Origin of the sequence: Epibacterium ulvae (assembly GCF_900102795.1) — a bacterium.
In the GTDB taxonomy this organism is placed as follows: domain Bacteria; phylum Pseudomonadota; class Alphaproteobacteria; order Rhodobacterales; family Rhodobacteraceae; genus Epibacterium; species Epibacterium ulvae.
The window spans coordinates 1-17075 of sequence record NZ_FMWG01000021.1; the positions used below are offsets into that span (position 1 = coordinate 1).

Annotated in this window: 19 protein-coding genes; 14 read left to right on the plus strand and 5 right to left on the minus strand. The window is 51.7% G+C overall.

Annotated elements, in window-relative coordinates; genetic code table 11:
• Positions 1–478: 478 nt before the first annotated feature.
• Genes fliP through fliF form a run of 4 tightly spaced genes read right to left on the minus strand, consistent with a single transcriptional unit; the run spans position 479 to position 3780 of the window.
• Entirely contained in the window at positions 479–1222 is a 744-nt protein-coding gene (gene fliP / locus BLP79_RS18915; protein WP_090221251.1) for a flagellar type III secretion system pore protein FliP, read from the minus strand.
• On the minus strand, positions 1219–1515 hold the full coding sequence (locus tag BLP79_RS18920; protein ID WP_090221252.1) for a FliM/FliN family flagellar motor switch protein: 297 nt from the start codon (positions 1513–1515) through the stop codon (positions 1219–1221). Before BLP79_RS18920 ends, fliP begins: the two co-directional genes overlap by 4 nt.
• A complete protein-coding gene (locus tag BLP79_RS18925; RefSeq protein WP_090221253.1) occupies positions 1508–2107 on the minus strand; it encodes an ABC transporter ATP-binding protein in 600 nt (199 codons plus the stop codon). The genes BLP79_RS18920 and BLP79_RS18925 overlap by 8 nt, the downstream gene beginning before the upstream one ends.
• Positions 2107–3780 carry a flagellar basal-body MS-ring/collar protein FliF gene (gene fliF / locus BLP79_RS18930; RefSeq protein WP_090221254.1) on the minus strand — a complete coding sequence of 558 codons (1674 nt, stop codon included), beginning with the start codon at positions 3778–3780 and terminating at the stop codon, positions 2107–2109. Before fliF ends, BLP79_RS18925 begins: the two co-directional genes overlap by 1 nt.
• 120 nt (positions 3781–3900) lie before the next feature.
• Here fliF and BLP79_RS18935 point away from each other — a divergent pair, with 120 nt between their 5' ends.
• The 9 genes from BLP79_RS18935 to BLP79_RS18975 all read left to right on the plus strand — a co-directional run bounded on the left by BLP79_RS18935 (position 3901) and on the right by BLP79_RS18975 (position 13505).
• Positions 3901–4425 (plus strand): flagellar basal body-associated FliL family protein, encoded by a 525-nt coding sequence (locus BLP79_RS18935; protein ID WP_090221255.1) that lies wholly within the window; start codon positions 3901–3903, stop codon positions 4423–4425.
• 9 nt (positions 4426–4434) lie between these two features.
• A complete protein-coding gene (locus tag BLP79_RS18940; RefSeq protein ID WP_090221256.1) occupies positions 4435–4896 on the plus strand; it encodes a hypothetical protein in 462 nt (153 codons plus the stop codon).
• A complete protein-coding gene (locus BLP79_RS18945) occupies positions 4896–5513 on the plus strand; it encodes a MotE family protein (RefSeq protein ID WP_090221257.1) in 618 nt (205 codons plus the stop codon). Before BLP79_RS18940 ends, BLP79_RS18945 begins: the two co-directional genes overlap by 1 nt.
• A gap of 73 nt (positions 5514–5586) precedes the next feature.
• Positions 5587–6456, plus strand: coding sequence for a flagellar motor stator protein MotA (motA, locus tag BLP79_RS18950; protein WP_090221258.1), 870 nt, complete (start codon positions 5587–5589; stop codon positions 6454–6456).
• On the plus strand, positions 6453–8825 hold the full coding sequence (locus BLP79_RS18955; protein ID WP_090221259.1) for a hypothetical protein: 2373 nt from the start codon (positions 6453–6455) through the stop codon (positions 8823–8825). The genes motA and BLP79_RS18955 overlap by 4 nt, the downstream gene beginning before the upstream one ends.
• Positions 8826–9215: 390 nt before the next feature.
• On the plus strand, positions 9216–11249 hold the full coding sequence (gene flhA / locus BLP79_RS18960) for a flagellar biosynthesis protein FlhA (protein ID WP_408607963.1): 2034 nt from the start codon (positions 9216–9218) through the stop codon (positions 11247–11249).
• Positions 11246–12025, plus strand: a complete 780-nt coding sequence (locus BLP79_RS18965) for a flagellar biosynthetic protein FliR (RefSeq protein ID WP_090221261.1) — start codon at positions 11246–11248, stop codon at positions 12023–12025. Before flhA ends, BLP79_RS18965 begins: the two co-directional genes overlap by 4 nt.
• Entirely contained in the window at positions 12022–13107 is a 1086-nt protein-coding gene (locus tag BLP79_RS18970; protein WP_090221262.1) for an EscU/YscU/HrcU family type III secretion system export apparatus switch protein, read from the plus strand. Before BLP79_RS18965 ends, BLP79_RS18970 begins: the two co-directional genes overlap by 4 nt.
• Entirely contained in the window at positions 13107–13505 is a 399-nt protein-coding gene (locus tag BLP79_RS18975) for a hypothetical protein (protein ID WP_090221263.1), read from the plus strand. Before BLP79_RS18970 ends, BLP79_RS18975 begins: the two co-directional genes overlap by 1 nt.
• 58 nt (positions 13506–13563) lie before the next feature.
• Here the strand turns inward: BLP79_RS18975 and BLP79_RS18980 are convergent, their stop codons facing one another.
• Positions 13564–14886 carry a FliI/YscN family ATPase gene (locus BLP79_RS18980; protein ID WP_090221264.1) on the minus strand — a complete coding sequence of 441 codons (1323 nt, stop codon included), beginning with the start codon at positions 14884–14886 and terminating at the stop codon, positions 13564–13566.
• 88 nt (positions 14887–14974) lie between these two features.
• On the opposite strand from BLP79_RS18980, the gene BLP79_RS18985 reads away from it, so the two are divergent.
• Genes BLP79_RS18985 through BLP79_RS19005 form a run of 5 tightly spaced genes read left to right on the plus strand, consistent with a single transcriptional unit; the run spans position 14975 to position 17074 of the window.
• On the plus strand, positions 14975–15364 hold the full coding sequence (locus BLP79_RS18985; protein ID WP_170830519.1) for a FlgB family protein: 390 nt from the start codon (positions 14975–14977) through the stop codon (positions 15362–15364).
• An 8-nt stretch (positions 15365–15372) separates the two neighbouring features.
• Positions 15373–15765: a flagellar basal body rod protein FlgC gene (flgC, locus tag BLP79_RS18990; RefSeq protein ID WP_090221266.1), complete on the plus strand. Its 393-nt coding sequence runs from the start codon at positions 15373–15375 to the stop codon at positions 15763–15765.
• Positions 15766–15787: 22 nt separating this feature from the next.
• Positions 15788–16084 (plus strand): flagellar hook-basal body complex protein FliE, encoded by a 297-nt coding sequence (fliE, locus tag BLP79_RS18995; protein WP_090221267.1) that lies wholly within the window; start codon positions 15788–15790, stop codon positions 16082–16084.
• A gap of 4 nt (positions 16085–16088) precedes the next feature.
• Positions 16089–16361, plus strand: coding sequence for a flagellar biosynthesis protein FliQ (fliQ, locus tag BLP79_RS19000; protein WP_090221268.1), 273 nt, complete (start codon positions 16089–16091; stop codon positions 16359–16361).
• Complete coding sequence (locus BLP79_RS19005; RefSeq protein ID WP_408607961.1) at positions 16361–17074, plus strand: flagellar hook-basal body complex protein; 714 nt, start codon at positions 16361–16363, stop codon at positions 17072–17074. Before fliQ ends, BLP79_RS19005 begins: the two co-directional genes overlap by 1 nt.
• Position 17075: the final 1 nt, after the last annotated feature.

Here is a 17075-nt window from a genome sequence, read left to right on the forward strand (position 1 = left end):
TCAATGTCAAAGAGCAAACACCCAGAGGTCAAAAACAGGACCGTAACGCCAATCTCTCAGCGCACACAGCCACCAAATCTCTCCAAATGCCCCAGTCTTTCCTAAGCGTCAAATCGTCTCTCCGATCCGTCAATCCCCGTCTCTCCGGAGCGTCCCTAGCAGCGTCTCCGCCGCCCCGTTGTGCGCCTCAGCGCCGCCGGTGAGAGGCCTTCTAGACCTACTAACACCGACTCGCAACCCCTAATCATAAGAAAAATGACAGAATTACAAAAAATAACAAAAATAACCCAACATCAATCGCTTAGAGACCTAAATAAAACAAACAACAGTCGGTGAGAACATAAGCACAGTACTTATAAAAATATTCCGAACCTCGTTGCTCGCATACACGGTGTTGCGGCCACGATTGACCGAGCCCGCTATCTAATGGCAAGGCTGCGGTCAAAGACCCACAGCCGTGGCGCATAATATCCGCCCATTATGGGTGATAACTGCGCACCAAAGCACTAGCGATCAGTGACCAGCCGTCTGCAACAACAAAAAATGCCAGTTTGAACGGCATCGCGACCACAGCGGGAGGAACCATCATCATCCCCATCGACATCAAAACAGCTGCGACAACCATATCGATGATCAGGAAAGGTAAGAAGACTAAGAACCCGATCTGAAACGCACGAGACAGTTCAGAAAGCATAAAACTGGGGATCAATGCTGACAAAGGTGCTTCAGGTGTGGGATCAATCCCGCTGGTTTCTTCTCGCAGATCTGCAATCGCATAAAAGGTATCGGGGTCTAGCCGATTGGCCATGAAAACACGGAATGGTTCTAGGCTACGGGTAATCGCTGGGCCTGGTTCCAGCTGTTCTTGCAAAAGCGGACTAATGCCATTGGTCCAAGCGTCCATGAATACAGGCTCCATCACGAAATAGGTAAGGAAGAGCGCAAGGCTCACCATCATCATATTTGGAGGGGACTGCTGCAGACCAATTCCCTGTCGAAGAATCGACAATACTGTCACCAAGAATGGAAAACAGGTGATCATAATCAGAGCGCCCGGTGCAACACTGAGCACTGTAATCAACAAGATCAGTTGAATGGATCGCGCAGAAATAGATTGACCATCTGCAAGCGAAAGACTCAATTCTTGAGCCACGGCGGCACCTGGCAGAGTCAAAACGATGACGACTGCCAAGAATGTGCCCCATAAATTTAAATGTTTCATCCCAGCCCGTTTTGAAGATCTGCTATTTCTGTCAAACGAACAGCCAGTTGCCCGGCTTGATCGCCTTCCATTTCTTCCAACTGGCCCCGTGCGACCAAACGGTCCCCTACATATAGGTCCACCGGATCTTCGACACGTTTATCCAGTGTAAGCACCGCGTTCTCGCCCAGCGTGACAAGATCACGAATCAACGGTCGCGCCTTCCCGACAGAAACGACCACCTCAACAGGGACCGAGACAAAGGGATTGCCCGCATCTGTGGCTTTCATATTCAGATCTGCAGCCTCATCCATATTGGCTTTCCTCTTTGAAATGATAGGTGAAGGCATCAACCGAATCTTTGACCGACTCGATCAGCCCATCGCTGTTTAGTTCGCGTTCGGTTGCACCGACCCGCAAATAAGCCTGCCCCGGCTGCAGGTCTTTGTCTTCCTGCACTTTTACCGGGACAGAAAATTCCTGAGACAAAAGTGCACGCACCGGTGCACCTTCTCCCGCAGAAACAACAATTTCCATACCCTGATCTGTTTGGCTGCGCGCCATATCAGCAAGCTGATCGACAATATGATGGCCAAAAGAGGCCGCCATAGCGTCAGGCAAAACAGCACTGGTCAGGACTTTGAACATTGGATCCAAAGCTTCAATGAGCTGTGATTGCGCCTCATGGTAGGTGAAGCTCAGATCTTCCAGAGACGTCGCCAGGTTGGTTGAAACTTGAGTGGCCTCTTTGTCTTTTGCAGCAACCGCATCTTCCCAACCCGCGCTATAGCCGTTTTCAAAAGAAGCAAGGCGTGTGGCCTCTACAACCTCTTCGGAAACGCCTAGGTCTTCAGGAGGAGCGCTGGTTGCCATACCAAAGTCTTCAAGAAGGTGTGCAATAGTCATTATGCGCGCTCCTCATTTTCTTCTAGCCAACCACGGAGAATTTGCACTGTCTCCTCTTGGCGCTCACCAATCATCGAGCGCAGGCGATCAACGGGGTCTCCGCTTCCGCCACCACCCAGCATTGGAAGGCCACCGCCCATGCCGCCTAATTCGCCAAGAGGTTCAAACGCTCCAGTTTCAGAGTTTTCAATCTCTCCATCCAGCGCGATTCCCTCACCAAGATTCGGGTTGGACATAAAGTCAGGTCCGTCCAGTGCCGGAAGGCCACCAAGCTCGCCATCATCGCCAAGAACGGCTCCCCCCGGCCCAGCAAGAGCAGGCGCGCCGGAACCAGCACTCGAGGTGAGGATAGGTTTCACAACAAACAGACCCAGAACCAAGCTCACGATCGCCAAAGCTGCCATTTGGATTAGCGACATTGTGTCGATGTAGACATTGTCGAGGAAGGATGAATTCACAACGGTGCCCTGCGGTTCATTCACCGGCATTTCCATCGATTTCAGCGTGATGATGTCCCCTCGCTCTGGGCTGAAACCAACAGCCGCTGAAATCAGATCATGAAGCGCTTGCAGCTCTTCTGCTGGGCGTTCTTGGAAAGTCGCCTCTCCTGAATCACCGGTCACGCTCAATCCATTGACCAAAACCGCAACGGTGAGCCGCTTAATCGCGCCCGGACCACGGACAATCTCTTTCTCAGTTTCAGAGATTTCATAGTTGATACGTTCGCGTGTCGCGCTTGTGTTCGCCTTTGACCCTTCACCCGAGGACGCGTCCCCGTCTGGGATATTCGAAGCAACTGTCACCTCACCAGATTGATTGGTCGAAGAATCAGCGCGTTCTTCTACATCTGTACTGACAGCGACACGGCTTTCAGGATCAACGCGCTTTTCGCGGATCGATTCTGTATCCGTGACTGTTTCAACGCTCACTTCAACCACCGCATTGCCTTTACCGACACGCGCTTCAACCAAACGCATAACACGATCTCGAATCGCCTGTGACCTGTCGTCATTGCCCGCCCCTGCAGCGGCCGCTGCTTCGGGTGAGCCGATGAGAGTGCCATTGGCATCAATCACTGCAACATTATCAACCGCAAGGCCGGTTACAGCGGACGCGACCAGGAAACGAATCGCGTTGGCCTGCGCAGGTGTGATTGGCGACCCCAAAGGCGTCACCGACACGGATGCGGTAGGTTCCACTGTTCTTTGGAACGGGTTGCTGCCGGTGTTGGCAATATGCACGCGCGCCTGCGTGACATGGGGGCTCGCAACGATCGTACGCGCCAGCTCCCCTTCTTTTGCACGCCAATAAGCGGCGTCAAACATCTGCGATGTCGTACCAAAACCGCTGAGCGTATCCAGCAATTCATAGCCTTTCCCACCATTTGCGGGCAAGCCCTCACTGGCGAGCGTCAATCGCAACTCATCGCGATTCTCGGAAGGGACATAGATAGACCCTCCACGTACTTCATATTTTGTGCCGCGCTGCTCAAGCGCGCGCACAACATCACCTGCAGAGCCACTTTCAAGCCCGGCATAAAGTAGTTGCATGGTTGGCTTGTTCGCCAAATGGGACATCGCGAAAACGCTCAAAAACATAAATACCGTGGCGCCCACAGCAATCATTCGTTTTCGTGTATCCAGTCCAGCCCAGACATCTTTAATCTGCTGCACAATAAACCTCCGTCGCACCGTCTTTCTGTCCGGTGTGCAACCCTTTTCCCTCATCGGCCTTAACATTCGGTTAGTTCCTCTCAGGTTATGAAGAGATCACACGACGAATTAGGGATAGCCATGACAGACGCTGTAGTTGATACAGAAGAAGAAGCCCCAGCTAAGGCAAGCAAGATGCCCCTCATCATTGGGGTGGTTCTTGCATTGGTTGGCGGCGGCGGCGGATTTTTCGCCGCATCGTCAGGCCTTCTTCCCTTTGGTCAGAAAGCAGCTCCTGCAGAGGAGCATGCGACCGAAGCGGCGCCAGAAGGCGTGGACACAGGTGAGAGTGCTGAAGAAATCGCAAACCTTGCCTTTATTGATATGGATCCGTTGGTGATCGCATTGCGCAATGCAAGCGGTCTGAACCACCTGCGGTTCCGTGCACAGCTTGAGGTTAATATTGCCCATCAAGCTGAGGTAGAGAAAATCCTGCCAAGGGTTGTCGATATTCTAAACAGCTATCTCAGAGCATTGGAGGTCGAGGATCTGACAGATCCGATGGCGCTGCCAAAGCTCAGATCGCAAATGTTGCGGCGAATCAATATTGCAACCGGCCAGGGTCGGGTGCGTGATTTGCTGATTATGGATTTCGTATTGAACTAGGAGGACAGGATGGACCTTATTGCTGATATCCTGCTGGCCGCAGGGGCGCTTGGCGCAGGATTTTATTGCTTTGTGCTGTCGCGCAGGCTGAAACGTTTTAATGATCTCGAAAAAGGTGTTGGCGGTGCTGTTGCAGTACTATCGTCGCAAGTCGATGATCTGAATAAGTCTTTGCATCATGCTCAAAGCATCTCAAATGGTTCCAGCAAAGCGCTGGAACAGCTCACGGGTCGCGCCGAATCAGTGGCACAACGTCTCGAGCTGATGATGGCTTCAATGCATGATTTGCCAGAAACGACGGCAGCACCAGCGCCGACAGCTCAGGCCGCAGAAGAACATGATGCTTTGGCAGAAGCTTATGAAGCAGACAGCCAGGAACAGCCCGTGGCTGAAGCCGAACCCGAAGAAGAAGCAAAGCCAGCCGGCCTTATGTTTGTTCGTCACAACCGCAGCCAGAATCAGGTGGCATGATGGGTAAGAAAACCAAGAAAACATCGGCAAATCGCGCGCGCAGCGGCGCGCTTTTTGCTTTGGCGGCGCTCCTTGTCGGCTCAGCGGTGGTACGAATCGGCCTAGAAGCAGGCCCAGCGATCGCACGGGAAGTTGCGGGCATGCAAAAACCTGCAATGGCAGATGATATGCATAAAGACGCTATGCAGAAATCTGACATGCCCTCATCCGCAGAATTGCAAACCATGCTGATGGCCTTCAAAGAGCGGGAAGCTCGTCTGGTTGAACGAGAAGCAGAAATTCAAGATCGCATGAAGGCTCTTGAAATTGCAGATCAGGCAATTGATCAAAAGCTTGCGGCGCTTGAAGATGCAGAAGCGAAATTAAAGGCCACTGTTGCAATGGCTGACGGGGCGACCGAGGCAGATGTCGACCGGTTGACCACAGTATACGAACAGATGAAGCCCAAAGATGCAGCCGCTTTGTTTGAAGAAATGGATGCAACATTTGCAGCCGGTTTCCTCGCACGTATGCGTCCGGATGCAGCCGCAGGTATTATGGCAGGTCTCAGCCCCGAAGCCGCATATACCATCAGTGTTGTCTTTGCCGGACGGAATGGTGCTGTCCCAAAGGAATAACACGGACCGCTTAGCCTTTCTTAAGAAGACTCAGTTAGCCTGTTAGAGAGTAATAGATTTTCGGAGTTAACCCATGATCGGTATAGTCGGTATCGTCATCATCTTTGTTATGGTGTTCGGTGGCTACCTGCTTGCAGGTGGTAAAATGGGCATCATCATCAAAGCCTTGCCTTTTGAGCTAATGATGATCGGAGGCGCGGCGGTTGGCGCGTTTCTGATCAGTAATGACATGGGTGGCGTAAAACACACCCTGAAAGATTTGGGCAAAGTGTTTAAAGGCCCCAAATGGAAGCCTGAAGATTATCGCGATTTGCTATGTCTGCTTTTTGCACTGGTGCGCATTCAAAAAGCCAACCCTGTTGAAGTAGAGCAACATATTGAAGACCCTGAGAATTCTTCGATATTCAACAAATATCCAAAGATTCTCGCGGACAAGGAAGCAGTCAATCTTATCAGCGATACAATGCGATCTGCTTCTATGAACTATGATGATCCTCATCAGGTTGAAGAAGTTCTGGAAAAGCGGATTGAAGCCAATCATCACCACGCCATGCATTCCAGCCACGCGCTGCAAACCATGGCAGATGGCTTGCCTGCTCTTGGGATTGTTGCGGCGGTTCTGGGTATCGTGAAAACGATGGCCTCGATCGACCAGCCCCCCGAAGTTCTGGGTAAGATGATCGGTGGTGCTTTGGTCGGTACGTTCTTGGGGGTTTTCTTGGCTTATGCTTTGGTTGGTCCTTTTGCTGCAAAAGTGAAGTCGGTCACCGAAGAGGACGCACATTTCTACCAGCTTATTCGTGAAGTTCTTGTCGCGAATCTCCACAACCACGCGGCCGCAATCTGTATCGAGGTTGGTCGCCAAAACACTCCATCACACTTCCGGCCCGGCTTTTCTGAGCTGGAAGAAGCATTGAAATCGGTGAAACAGGACGCAGCATGAATTGGCGCGCACTTACAATCGCTCTGGCAACGCTGGCTCCTCTCGGAGCCGCACAGGCTGAAACGATTGTCGCACGATCAGGGGAGCATGACGGGTTTTCACGTCTCGTCATGCGCCTTCCTGCAGGTGCAGATTGGTCACTCACCCAGAATGGGCGCAGTGCCATTTTAAACATTTCAGGCACAGATACCGTGTTTGATACATCTCAAGTTTTCAACTTGATCCCTCGTGGTCGCATTGCAAACCTGTCGCAAGCCGCAGCAGGTCGTCCTTTGCGTATTGAAATGGGGTGCAATTGCGAAGTTCAGTCTTATGTGATGGCCAATGGATATTTGGTTGTTGATGTACGTGGCCAAGTGTCAGGGGCATCACAATATGAGCCCGAAAGTGGTGTACTGCCACTTGCATTTGACGACCCAGCAGAGGCCCAACTTGACCATGACGCCATCGCCCGGTCGCAATTTGCAACCAATTTAGCATCTGCTCTAGCCTCACAGGCAGCGCCAGAAAAGGTCTCGCCGCAGACGCCACAAGTGGCAAAAGTTAAAGAACAACAGGCCCCTATTGAACCGGTAGAAGAAGCCGTTGAAACTGTCGAAACAACAGCCCCTCCGACACCACCGATTAGTCAGCTGTTAAATATGGAGGAGGCCTCCCGCGCCGCAAAAGTTGGCGAATCTGAACGTCGATTGCTGCAGCAGATTGGCCGTGCAACCAATCAGGGTTTGTTGGATCTTGTCGTAACCGAAGTCAACGATGGCACAACAAACTTTAGCCTGGACCCTCTTGGAGCAAGAGACCGTCCCCTCAATCCTCTGGATCATGTTGCGGTGACCTCATCCATTGACCGCGAAACCGGTCTATATGCCAATCGGCCAAGCAAAGACGCCCAAGAACAGCTTTGCCTACCAAATGACGATCTGGCTGTGCACACATGGGGCAGTGACAAACCATTTTCTGAACAAATCGGCGCGTACCGTAGCATGATGGTAGGTGAATTTGACCGTTTTGATGAGTCAGCTTTACACAAGCTTGCAAAGACCTACCTGTTTTTCGGATTCGGGGCCGAAGCGCGTATGACTTTGGAACTTTTGATGGAAAAACCCAAAGGATACGAAAATCTACTCGCAATGGCCGATCTTCTGGATGCCCGCGATGTGGGCGAAAACAACCCATTTTCAGGGCAACAGGTCTGCGATGGACATGCAGCGTTTTGGGCCGCTTTGTCTGAAGGCGAAGTCAAGAAAAATGCCGATGCTGAAGCCATTCAGCTCACTTATGCAAAGCTGCCGGTGCATCTGCGGGTGCATTTAGGCCCCCGTATATCAACCCTGTTTTCGCAACTTGGTGAAAAGCACATGGCAGAGGCGACTTTACGTTCCCTTGAACGCACAGGCGTTGAACATGTTCCTGAACTAAATCTGGCCGAAGCAGCGTTAGCGGAACTGTCAGGTGACACAGATACCGTCGCGGATGAGCTGACCGAAGAGGTGGCTGCTCGCAGCGAAAATACTCCTCAAGCTTTGATTGATTTGATCAATCTACATTTCGAAGAACGCCGCGCACTGTTGCCAGACATTCCTGAGCTCGTTGCCTCCTATGAAGTTGAGAATCGCGAAACGGACCTAGGTGCTGCATTGAGACAGGCAGAGGTTTCCGCGCTTTCACTTGAAGGCCGTTTTGAAGATGCGTTCTATCAGCTTGGGGAATTGTTAAATGTCGATGGACCCGTGGCACGTGCACAAGCGACAACACCCTTGTTCACGCTCCTCACGGAACGCGCCAATGATATCACCTTCCTAAAATACGGACTGCCCTTCAGCAAAGAGGCGACAGTTCCAGAAGCCACACCTGTGGCGGATATAATGGCAGAACGTTTTCTGGCTCTTGGGTTCTCAGAAGCTGCGCAATCGATTCTCAAGAAACTCTCATTGGAGGAGCAAACAGAATCGAGAAAACTCATGATGGCGAAGGCAGCTCTTGGAATGGAAAGCCCTCAAACCGCGCTGGATGAACTCTCAGAGATGGATGGCTCAGAAGCCAACCAGCTGCGAGCACAAGCCCTGCGACAAAATGGTGATTATAAACGCGCCGGTGAAGTCTTGCTCGCCGAGCAAGAGGCCGACGAAGCCGCACGGGTTTTCTGGCTCTCTGAGAATTATCAGGCCATCGATGAGATCGAAAATGCCGAACAGTTAGGATACGGTGCGCTAGCATCGGTCACAACGGAAATCGATGAAATCGCCAAAGATCCTGAAGGCATGCCTCCTCTCGCCGAAGCTCGGGCTCTGGTTGAAAGCAGTATAGGAACACGCGACCGCATTGAGGATCTTCTCAATCGTGTCTCGCCTGAGGTTGAAGAAGAATAAGCAATCTCACAATTTAGAAATGGATCAGCGGTCGTTGGAAACAATGGCCGCTGATTTGCGTCGTAATACTTTGTAAAGCCTATCCCTTTACCTTCGAGGTCGGGTGAAACCTGATTTGGAATGGGCAGAATGCCACAAATAGATTCGAAACGTTGCGCGTATAAACGCAATCTGTACCGCTATTTTAAACCAGCAGGGCCAGCCCTTGTTGGAAATGTCGCGGATTTCTTCCGTGTAAAATCCTCTCATAAAAATCAAAGGCATACGCACCCGTTGGCCGCCCTTTGCTGGGTGTCCAATGATTGCTTTGCGCAACGAGAGGCGTAGATTGTGCCTAAACTCACCGTACAACAACTGTTCAGTCCGACTGTCCTACTCGCTCTCGCATTGATGGCAATCATCGTTATGATGATCTTACCAATGCCCGCATGGGTTCTGGATGTAGGGCTTGCAGCATCATTCGCCTTAGCCATTCTGATCTTCACAATCACGCTGTTTATCGAGCGGCCGTTGGATTTTTCTTCTTTTCCAACAATCCTTCTAGCATCGCTAATGTTGCGCCTATCGCTCAACGTCTCTTCGACCAAGCTAATCATTGGCCAGGGACACACAGGCACAGACGCTGCTGGAAACGTCATTCAAGGCTTCGCCCAGTTTGTAATGGGCGGCAGTGTGTTCCTTGGTCTCGTTGTCTTTGGCGTTTTGCTGATCGTGAACTTTATGGTCATCACAAAAGGCGCCGCACGGATGGCTGAAGTCGGCGCCCGGTTTGCCCTAGACGGAATGCCAGGTAAGCAGCTCGCGATTGATGCCGACATGAGTGCAGGCGCCATCGATCATGCGACGGCGAAAGCACGCCGCGAGTTGGATCAAAAAGAGACCACCTTTTTTGGCTCGTTGGATGGTGCATCAAAATTTGTCAAAGGTGACGCTGTTGCTGGCCTTTTGATCACGCTTTTGAATCTCGTGATGGGTCTGATCATGGGAATTCTCGTACAAGGTATGCCTATCGGCACCGCGTTCGAAACCTATGCAATTCTCACAGTAGGCGATGGCCTTGTTTCACAAATCCCTTCGGTGATCATCTCGATCGCGGCTGCGCTTTTGCTGGCGCGCGGTGGCGCAACCGGCGCAACCGATGTTGCGCTTTTCGACCAATTCGGAAAACACCCCGCTGCGTTGGCCACAGTTGCGGTGATGATGGTGATGTTTGCGCTGGTCCCCGGCTTGCCCTTCATTCCCTTTATGGTCGGCGGAGGCGCGCTCGGGTATGCGGCATTCAAACGATATAAAACCATCGAACAAGAGGCCGAAAACGCTGTCGAAGAACAGATGGAGGAAACCGCGCAACCACCTGAAACCAAAGCGCTAGGGGATGTGCTGGATCTTGATGATCTGCACCTGGAGTTTGCACCTGATCTCGTGAGCATGGTGCTTGATACCGGCACTGGTCTCGACGCTAGGATCGCGAATATGCGTACCCATGTGGCAACGAGCTATGGGCTGATCTTGCCAGAAATACGTCTCAGTGATCAGCCAGAACTGGAAAACGGCACATATGTTGTGAAAGTTCAAGGGGTTGAGCAGGTACGCGGGACACTACACCCTGATATGATGCTTGCGCTTATGCCAGACAATCATGAGGCACTGCCCCCCGGCACCGACGTAACAGAACCCGTCTATGGGGCACCTGCGCGCTGGATTTCCGAGAAACATCAAGAACAGGCAAACTTGGTCGGAGCGACGGTCGTCTCGGCTCCAGAAATTCTGGCGACTCACCTTCTTGAAGTCATCAAGGTCAATTTCCCACGTCTGCTGACTTTGAAATCTCTGCGGCGCTTGCTGAACGAGATGACCCAACTGTCAGACGAATTCCGGGCCGAAGCCAACCGCAAACTTTTGGATGAGCTTGTCCCAGACAAAGTGCCGATGGATACGTTGCATTCAGTTCTGAGACTGTTGCTTGAAGAGCGTGTTTCGATTCGAAATATGCCGTTGATTCTGGAAACAATCGCAGAGGCACGCCAGCACACACCAGTGCCTGAAATGATTTGCGAACATGTTCGCCAACGTCTCGGGTTCCAGCTTGTTGCGGAAATGAAGCGCGAAGACGGAACTATTCCACTGGTGCAACTTGCGCCAGAATGGGAAGAAACATTTGCAACTTATCAAGTTGACGCACAGGGGAACGGGCTGGATATCGCCCTGCCACCAGATCAGTTTAACCGTCTTGCAGATGGGCTGAACGAGCGGCTGACAACTGTAACAGAACAGGGTATTTTTGCCGCTGTTGTCACATCCACACGCCGGCGCCGTTACCTAAAAACAATTCTCAGAGCCCGCGGCATTACAAATCCAGTCTTGTCCTTCGAAGAAATCGGGTTGGAAGCGCAACCAGCGCTTGTTGGAATGGTACCCGCATGAACCTCGACTTTCTGCCACTAGAGCTTGTCGCCCTTATGGGCGCAGGCTTTTGGCATACAGCGATCGTGTTTTTGCGCGTAGGTGCGATGGTTTCCGTCTTGCCAGCAGTGGGAGAAATGTATGTCCCGATGCGCGTAAAATTGGCGGTCGCGATTGTCTTTACGCTCATCGTCGCACCAGCAATCCCAGCGCTGAACGCACCAAGTGGGCCATTGCACTACTTTAGCTTTGCAGCAAGCGAATCCATCATTGGCCTGGCAATGGGGGTTTCGATCCGCTTTTTCATCCATTCCATTCAGACTGCCGGCACCATGGCCGCACAAAGCACTTCGTTGTCGCAAGTTTTGGGCGGAATTGGTGCCGAAGCAATGCCTGCAATGGGCGCTATCTTGATGATATCTGCAACAGCATTAGCTGTGATGATGGGACTGCATGTGCGCGCCGCCGAATTTATCATCTATTCCTATGAAATGTTTCCCGTGGGACAATTTCCAGCAGCTTCTGGCCTTTCAGATTGGGGCGTCTATCGGGTTTCGCAAAGTTTCTACCTCGCCTTTACCCTTGCTGCACCCTTTGTAATCACATCTGTGATCTACAATCTCGCGCTTGGCGTTATTAACCGTGCCATGCCACAATTGATGGTCTCTTTCGTTGGTGCGCCCTTGATCACCTTTGGCGGTCTTTTCATCCTAATGGTAGCAAGCCCTATGATCTTGCAGATCTGGCGGGATGGTTTGTTTATGTTCCTTCAAGACCCAGGCGCGGGGATGCAATGAGCGGACAAGACGACGATTCTGATAAGTCCTTTGACCCGACACCCGAGAAACTCAAAAAGGCGCGGGAAGAGGGCAATGTCCCTAAATCCGTCGACCTGTCTGTCGCGGCGGCCTACATAGGCTTTACCATCGCGCTGTACACAGCTGGCGAAAGCGTTGTAACCCGCTTTGGCAGCATCTTGATGACCTTTCTCGACCAACCAGACCGAATGGCTGCAGTCTTTTTCGATGGTACAGCAACCGCCCCAGTTGGGATGCTATTGCAATCAACCATGCTGTCACTGCTTCCGTGGTTCGCTATTCCGTTCGTTTTGGTTTTCCTATCAATTCTGGCACAAAAAGCCTTTGTGTTCGCTCCCAAGCGGCTCAAGCCAAAGCTTTCCAAAATATCTGTTATTTCAAATGCTAAAAACAAATTTGGCCGGTCTGGCCTGTTTGAATTCGGCAAGAGTTTCCTAAAGCTTGTTCTTTATTCTATCTGCCTTGGTGTCTTCGTCTATTGGCGCTTACCAGAAATGATTGCCTCTTCTGCGACAGGTGCCACATCTGTCATGATGCTGTTGGCAAAACTGGCCATGGAATTCCTGATTATTGCCATTTTGCTTTCTCTGCCCATTGGGGTGATTGATGCTGCCTTCCAGCATGCAGATCACAAACGCAAAAACATGATGTCGCGCAAAGAAATCACGGATGAAACAAAGAACTCCGAAGGGGATCCACACTTTAAAGGGCAGCGCCGTCAAAGAGGGCAAGAAATCGCGCTCAGCCAGATGTTGGGAGCGGTCCCCGACGCGGATGTGATTGTCGTCAACCCAACGCACTACGCGGTTGCTCTGCAATGGAGCCGAGAAAAAGGTGCAGCCCCAACCTGTGTCGCAAAAGGCGTCGATGAAATCGCCGCTGCGATCCGCCAAAAGGCACAGGAAAGCGGCGTGCCTATTCACAGTGATCCTCCCACGGCACGCGCAATCTTTGCAACTGTTGAGATTGGCCAGGAAATTCACGAAGAACACTACGCCCCCGTCGCAGCTGCTATCCGTTTCGCAGAAGAAATGCGCAAAAAAGCAAAGGGTAGAATCTGATGAAACAGAAAATGCTTGAACAGATGGTCGCCGTTACTGCCGCACAATACATGCAGGAACATGCAAAAATTAAGCCGATTTTGGACAATGAAGCACGCCTGCGCGGAAACATCGCCAAATTGGACGCCCAGCTTCAGGACAGCAAAGCACAGGTGGGGCAAGATTTACCAATGAAAGCCCTTGGCGCAGATTTGTTATGGCAGGGATGGCACTCACGCACCAAACGGCAACTTAACATTGAACTGGCACAGGCGACCGCCCAGAAGATGATGGCGATGGAACGATTGAAAAAATCATTCGGTCGTAAGCATGCGGTTGAAACGATGGCAAAGGATGAGAAAAATCGCCTGAAGAAAGAAAAGATCGCATTGCTGCAATCTCGCCTTTTACAACAATAACCCTGCATTATGATGATCTGGTCAAGTGCACATGCCAGATCATCATATCTGCTTCAGATTAGCGACCTGCGCGCCGCAACAACAAGTTGAGCCGCGAAAAACTGCCTTCGATCCCGTCAAGCGCCTCTTTCCCAAAAAACGCATCAAGTTCTGGCCAAAGTTTGACCGCCTGATCCAGCACAACATCATTGCCGGGTGAATATAAGCCTGCCCGAATCATCACTTCGCTTTGCTCATAAGCCCCTAGAAACTTACGGACTTCCATGATTTGCGTATTCTCTTCTGGCGTCGCTGCTGCAGGCAAGCTGCGTGACACTGAACGTGACACATCAATCGCTGGGAAGCGCCCGCGCTCGGCAATTTCCCGATTGAGCACAATATGCCCATCAAGCACACCGCGCAAAATATCGGCAATCGGCTCGTCCATATCAGATCCTGCCACCAGAACACTAAAGACAGCTGTAATGTCACCTTGATTGCCTTCACCCGGTCCAGCGCGCTCACACAGCCCGGTGATCAGCGGCGTAACCGAAGGCGGATAGCCCCGTAGTGCAGGCGCTTCGCCAGATGCCACTGCAATTTCTCGGTGCGCTTCTGCAAATCGCGTTACAGAATCTGCCAAGAACAAAACAGTTTTTCCCTGATCACGAAAATGTTCTGCAACAGACATCGCAGACCATGCACAACGACGCCGAACAAGAGCAGATTGATCAGAAGTTGCGGCAACAACAACTGCGCGACTCATACCTTCTGGACCCAGAACATGCTCTACAAAGTGATTCACTTCCCGTCCCCGCTCGCCGATCAGCGCCATCACTACGACATCAGCCTTCATCGATTTTGCAAGCGTCGCAAGCAGCGTAGACTTCCCCACACCTGAACCTGCAAACAGGCCAACGCGCTGACCTTCCACGATCGGTAATATTGTATCCAAAAGGGCCAGTCCGGTTGACATCCGCTCCCCCAAGCCACGCCGCGCAGCCGCTTTTGGTGGTGGAGCCATCAAATTGCGTGCGCTTTCTCCACGCAGCATAGGCCGGCCATCCAGCGGCTGTCCGAACGGATCGATCACACGACCTATCCAGTTGTTTGCAGGAGCAAAATCTTGTGTGGGATGCAAAAGAACAAGATCATCGATGCGAATGCGATCCGGCGCCGTATCCGGCAGCATGCTCACAAATTCTCCGTCGATTTTCATCACCTCTCCAGCAAGCTCATCTCCGGGAGCACGCCGCAATAAGACTCGGTCTCCGATGCGTGCAGTTCGTGACAGACCGGTGACTTTGATCACCCCATCCGAAACCCCATGCACACGGCCCATCTCAGTTGATAGGTTTTTTGATGCGAGATCTTCGGTCAGCGCTTTTAGTTCGGGGATCATTCTCGGGTTCTCCAATCTGCCTCTGAAAACAATTTCTAAAGGAATCGGGGTTAAGCCTTGATTGAAATTATTCGAGGGAGAAGCCCCCGTGTTCACAGAACTGAACGTTTTTAAGATCTCATATGCAATGGCGACCCATGCCGGGACGCGGCAGGCTCTGGTGTCTCAGAATATCGCAAATTCTGATACGCCAGATTACCAGGCCAAAGATATTCGCCCATTCACCGAGGTTTTTGCACGTCGCGGCACCACGTCCGGCGATATGATCTCAACCCGTGCGAGCCATCTCAATGGGTCGGCCAACGGGATGCAATGGGCCATCACAACCGATGATTCGAATGCGGATCCAAGCGGAAACACAGTTTCAATCGAAGAACAGATCCTGAATGGCGTTGAAGCCAAACGCCAGCATGATCGGGCACTCGCGATTTATCGCTCCTCGATGAATATCCTTCGTACAAGCCTCGGCAAGCAATAGGTGTTGCAATGAGTGAATTTGCAAAGTCATTAACTGTGTCCGCAAGCGGTCTGAAAGCACAAGCCAATCGATTGCGTCATGTATCAGAAAACATTTCAAACGCGGATACGCCGGGATATCGTCGGAAATCCGTTCCGTTTGAAGCAGTGCGCGAGCTGAATACAAATACTCAGCAGGTTCGCGTCGGGCGCGTCATTCTGGACCGTAGCGATCTCACACAGATCTATGACCCAAGCCACCCGATGGCAGACGATTCGGGCCATTACAACGGCTCAAACGTGGATCTGATGATCGAGATTGCCGACGCCCGCGAAGCCCAGCGCAGCTACGAAGCCAACCTAAAAATGTTTGACCAAACCCGCCAAATGTCCGCCTCCCTGATGGACCTTTTACGCAGATAAATTTTAAAATTGGAGATCCAGAATGGATATTCGCAGTCTTTCCGCCGCCACTGGCTATAATGCAGCCCGTCCCGCGACCAAAATTGATCCAAGCTACACAGCCCCTGCTCCCAGTGAACAACTGAAGGCAAGTTTTGAAGATTTCGCGGCCACCCTACAAACAAGCGAGCAAACCTCTGTTCAAGCAATGACAGGCTCGGGTGATCCACACGCGCTGGTTCAGGCTCTGGCCCAAACAGAACTTGCAGTAGAGACCGCAGTTACAGTGCGCAACAAGGTCGTAGAAGCCTATCAAGAAATCCTGCGGATGCCGGTCTAATCCGATGATGAGCGAAGGGCTATTCTACGACACATTACGACAGGGGCTTTGGTCCGCAATCTTGATGTCGACCCCAATTCTAACTGTAGCACTTGTTGTAGGCCTCATGATCGGGCTGTTCCAAGCTTTGACGTCGATCCAGGAAATGACCCTGACCTTCGTCCCTAAACTCGTGGCTATTGTTGTCGTTTTCTGGGTCTCCATGGGCTTCATGACACAGACCTTAGTTGCTTACTTCAATGGCCATATCGTGCCCATAATTTCGGGAGGTTCCTGATGAATAGCAGTTATACAACGCTCTCGCGTCAAACTGGGTTGATGCGAGAGATGCGTGTTGTCGCGAATAACATCGCAAACTCTGCGACCACAGGATACCGGCAGGAAGGCCTGATCTTTTCAGAATTTGTGAATTCAGCTCCGGGGCGCGAATCCATCTCGATGTCGCGGGCAAACATTCGCAACACCTCTGCTGAACAGGGTGCACTAACCGAAACAGGAGGTACCTTTGATCTTGCTATCGAAGGTGAAGCCTACTTCATGGTTGAAACACCTCAGGGGCAGCGCCTGACCCGGTCGGGGGCTTTTTCACCAAATGCTGCGGGCGATCTTGTCACCATGGACGGGTACCGCGTTCTGGACGCAGGACGCGCCCCGGTCTTTGTGCCCGCAGATGCAAAATCAATCAACTTTGGTCAGGATGGAACTCTAAGTGCCGATGGGAACCCATTGGGACAGATCGGTCTTTTTGTTCCCGAAGACGTCAACACGATGGTGCGTGAAGACGGCGTCATGTTCCGCGTCGAAGGCGAGATCCAAGACAATTTCGAGTCTCGTGTTCACCAGGGGTTTCTTGAAGGGTCCAATGTAAACGCCATCGGTCAAATAACCCGGATGATCGAAATCCAACGTGCCTATGAAATGGGACAAAGCTTTCTTGAAACCGAAGATCAGCGCGTTCGTTCGGCAATCAGTGAATTGATGAAATCGTAAG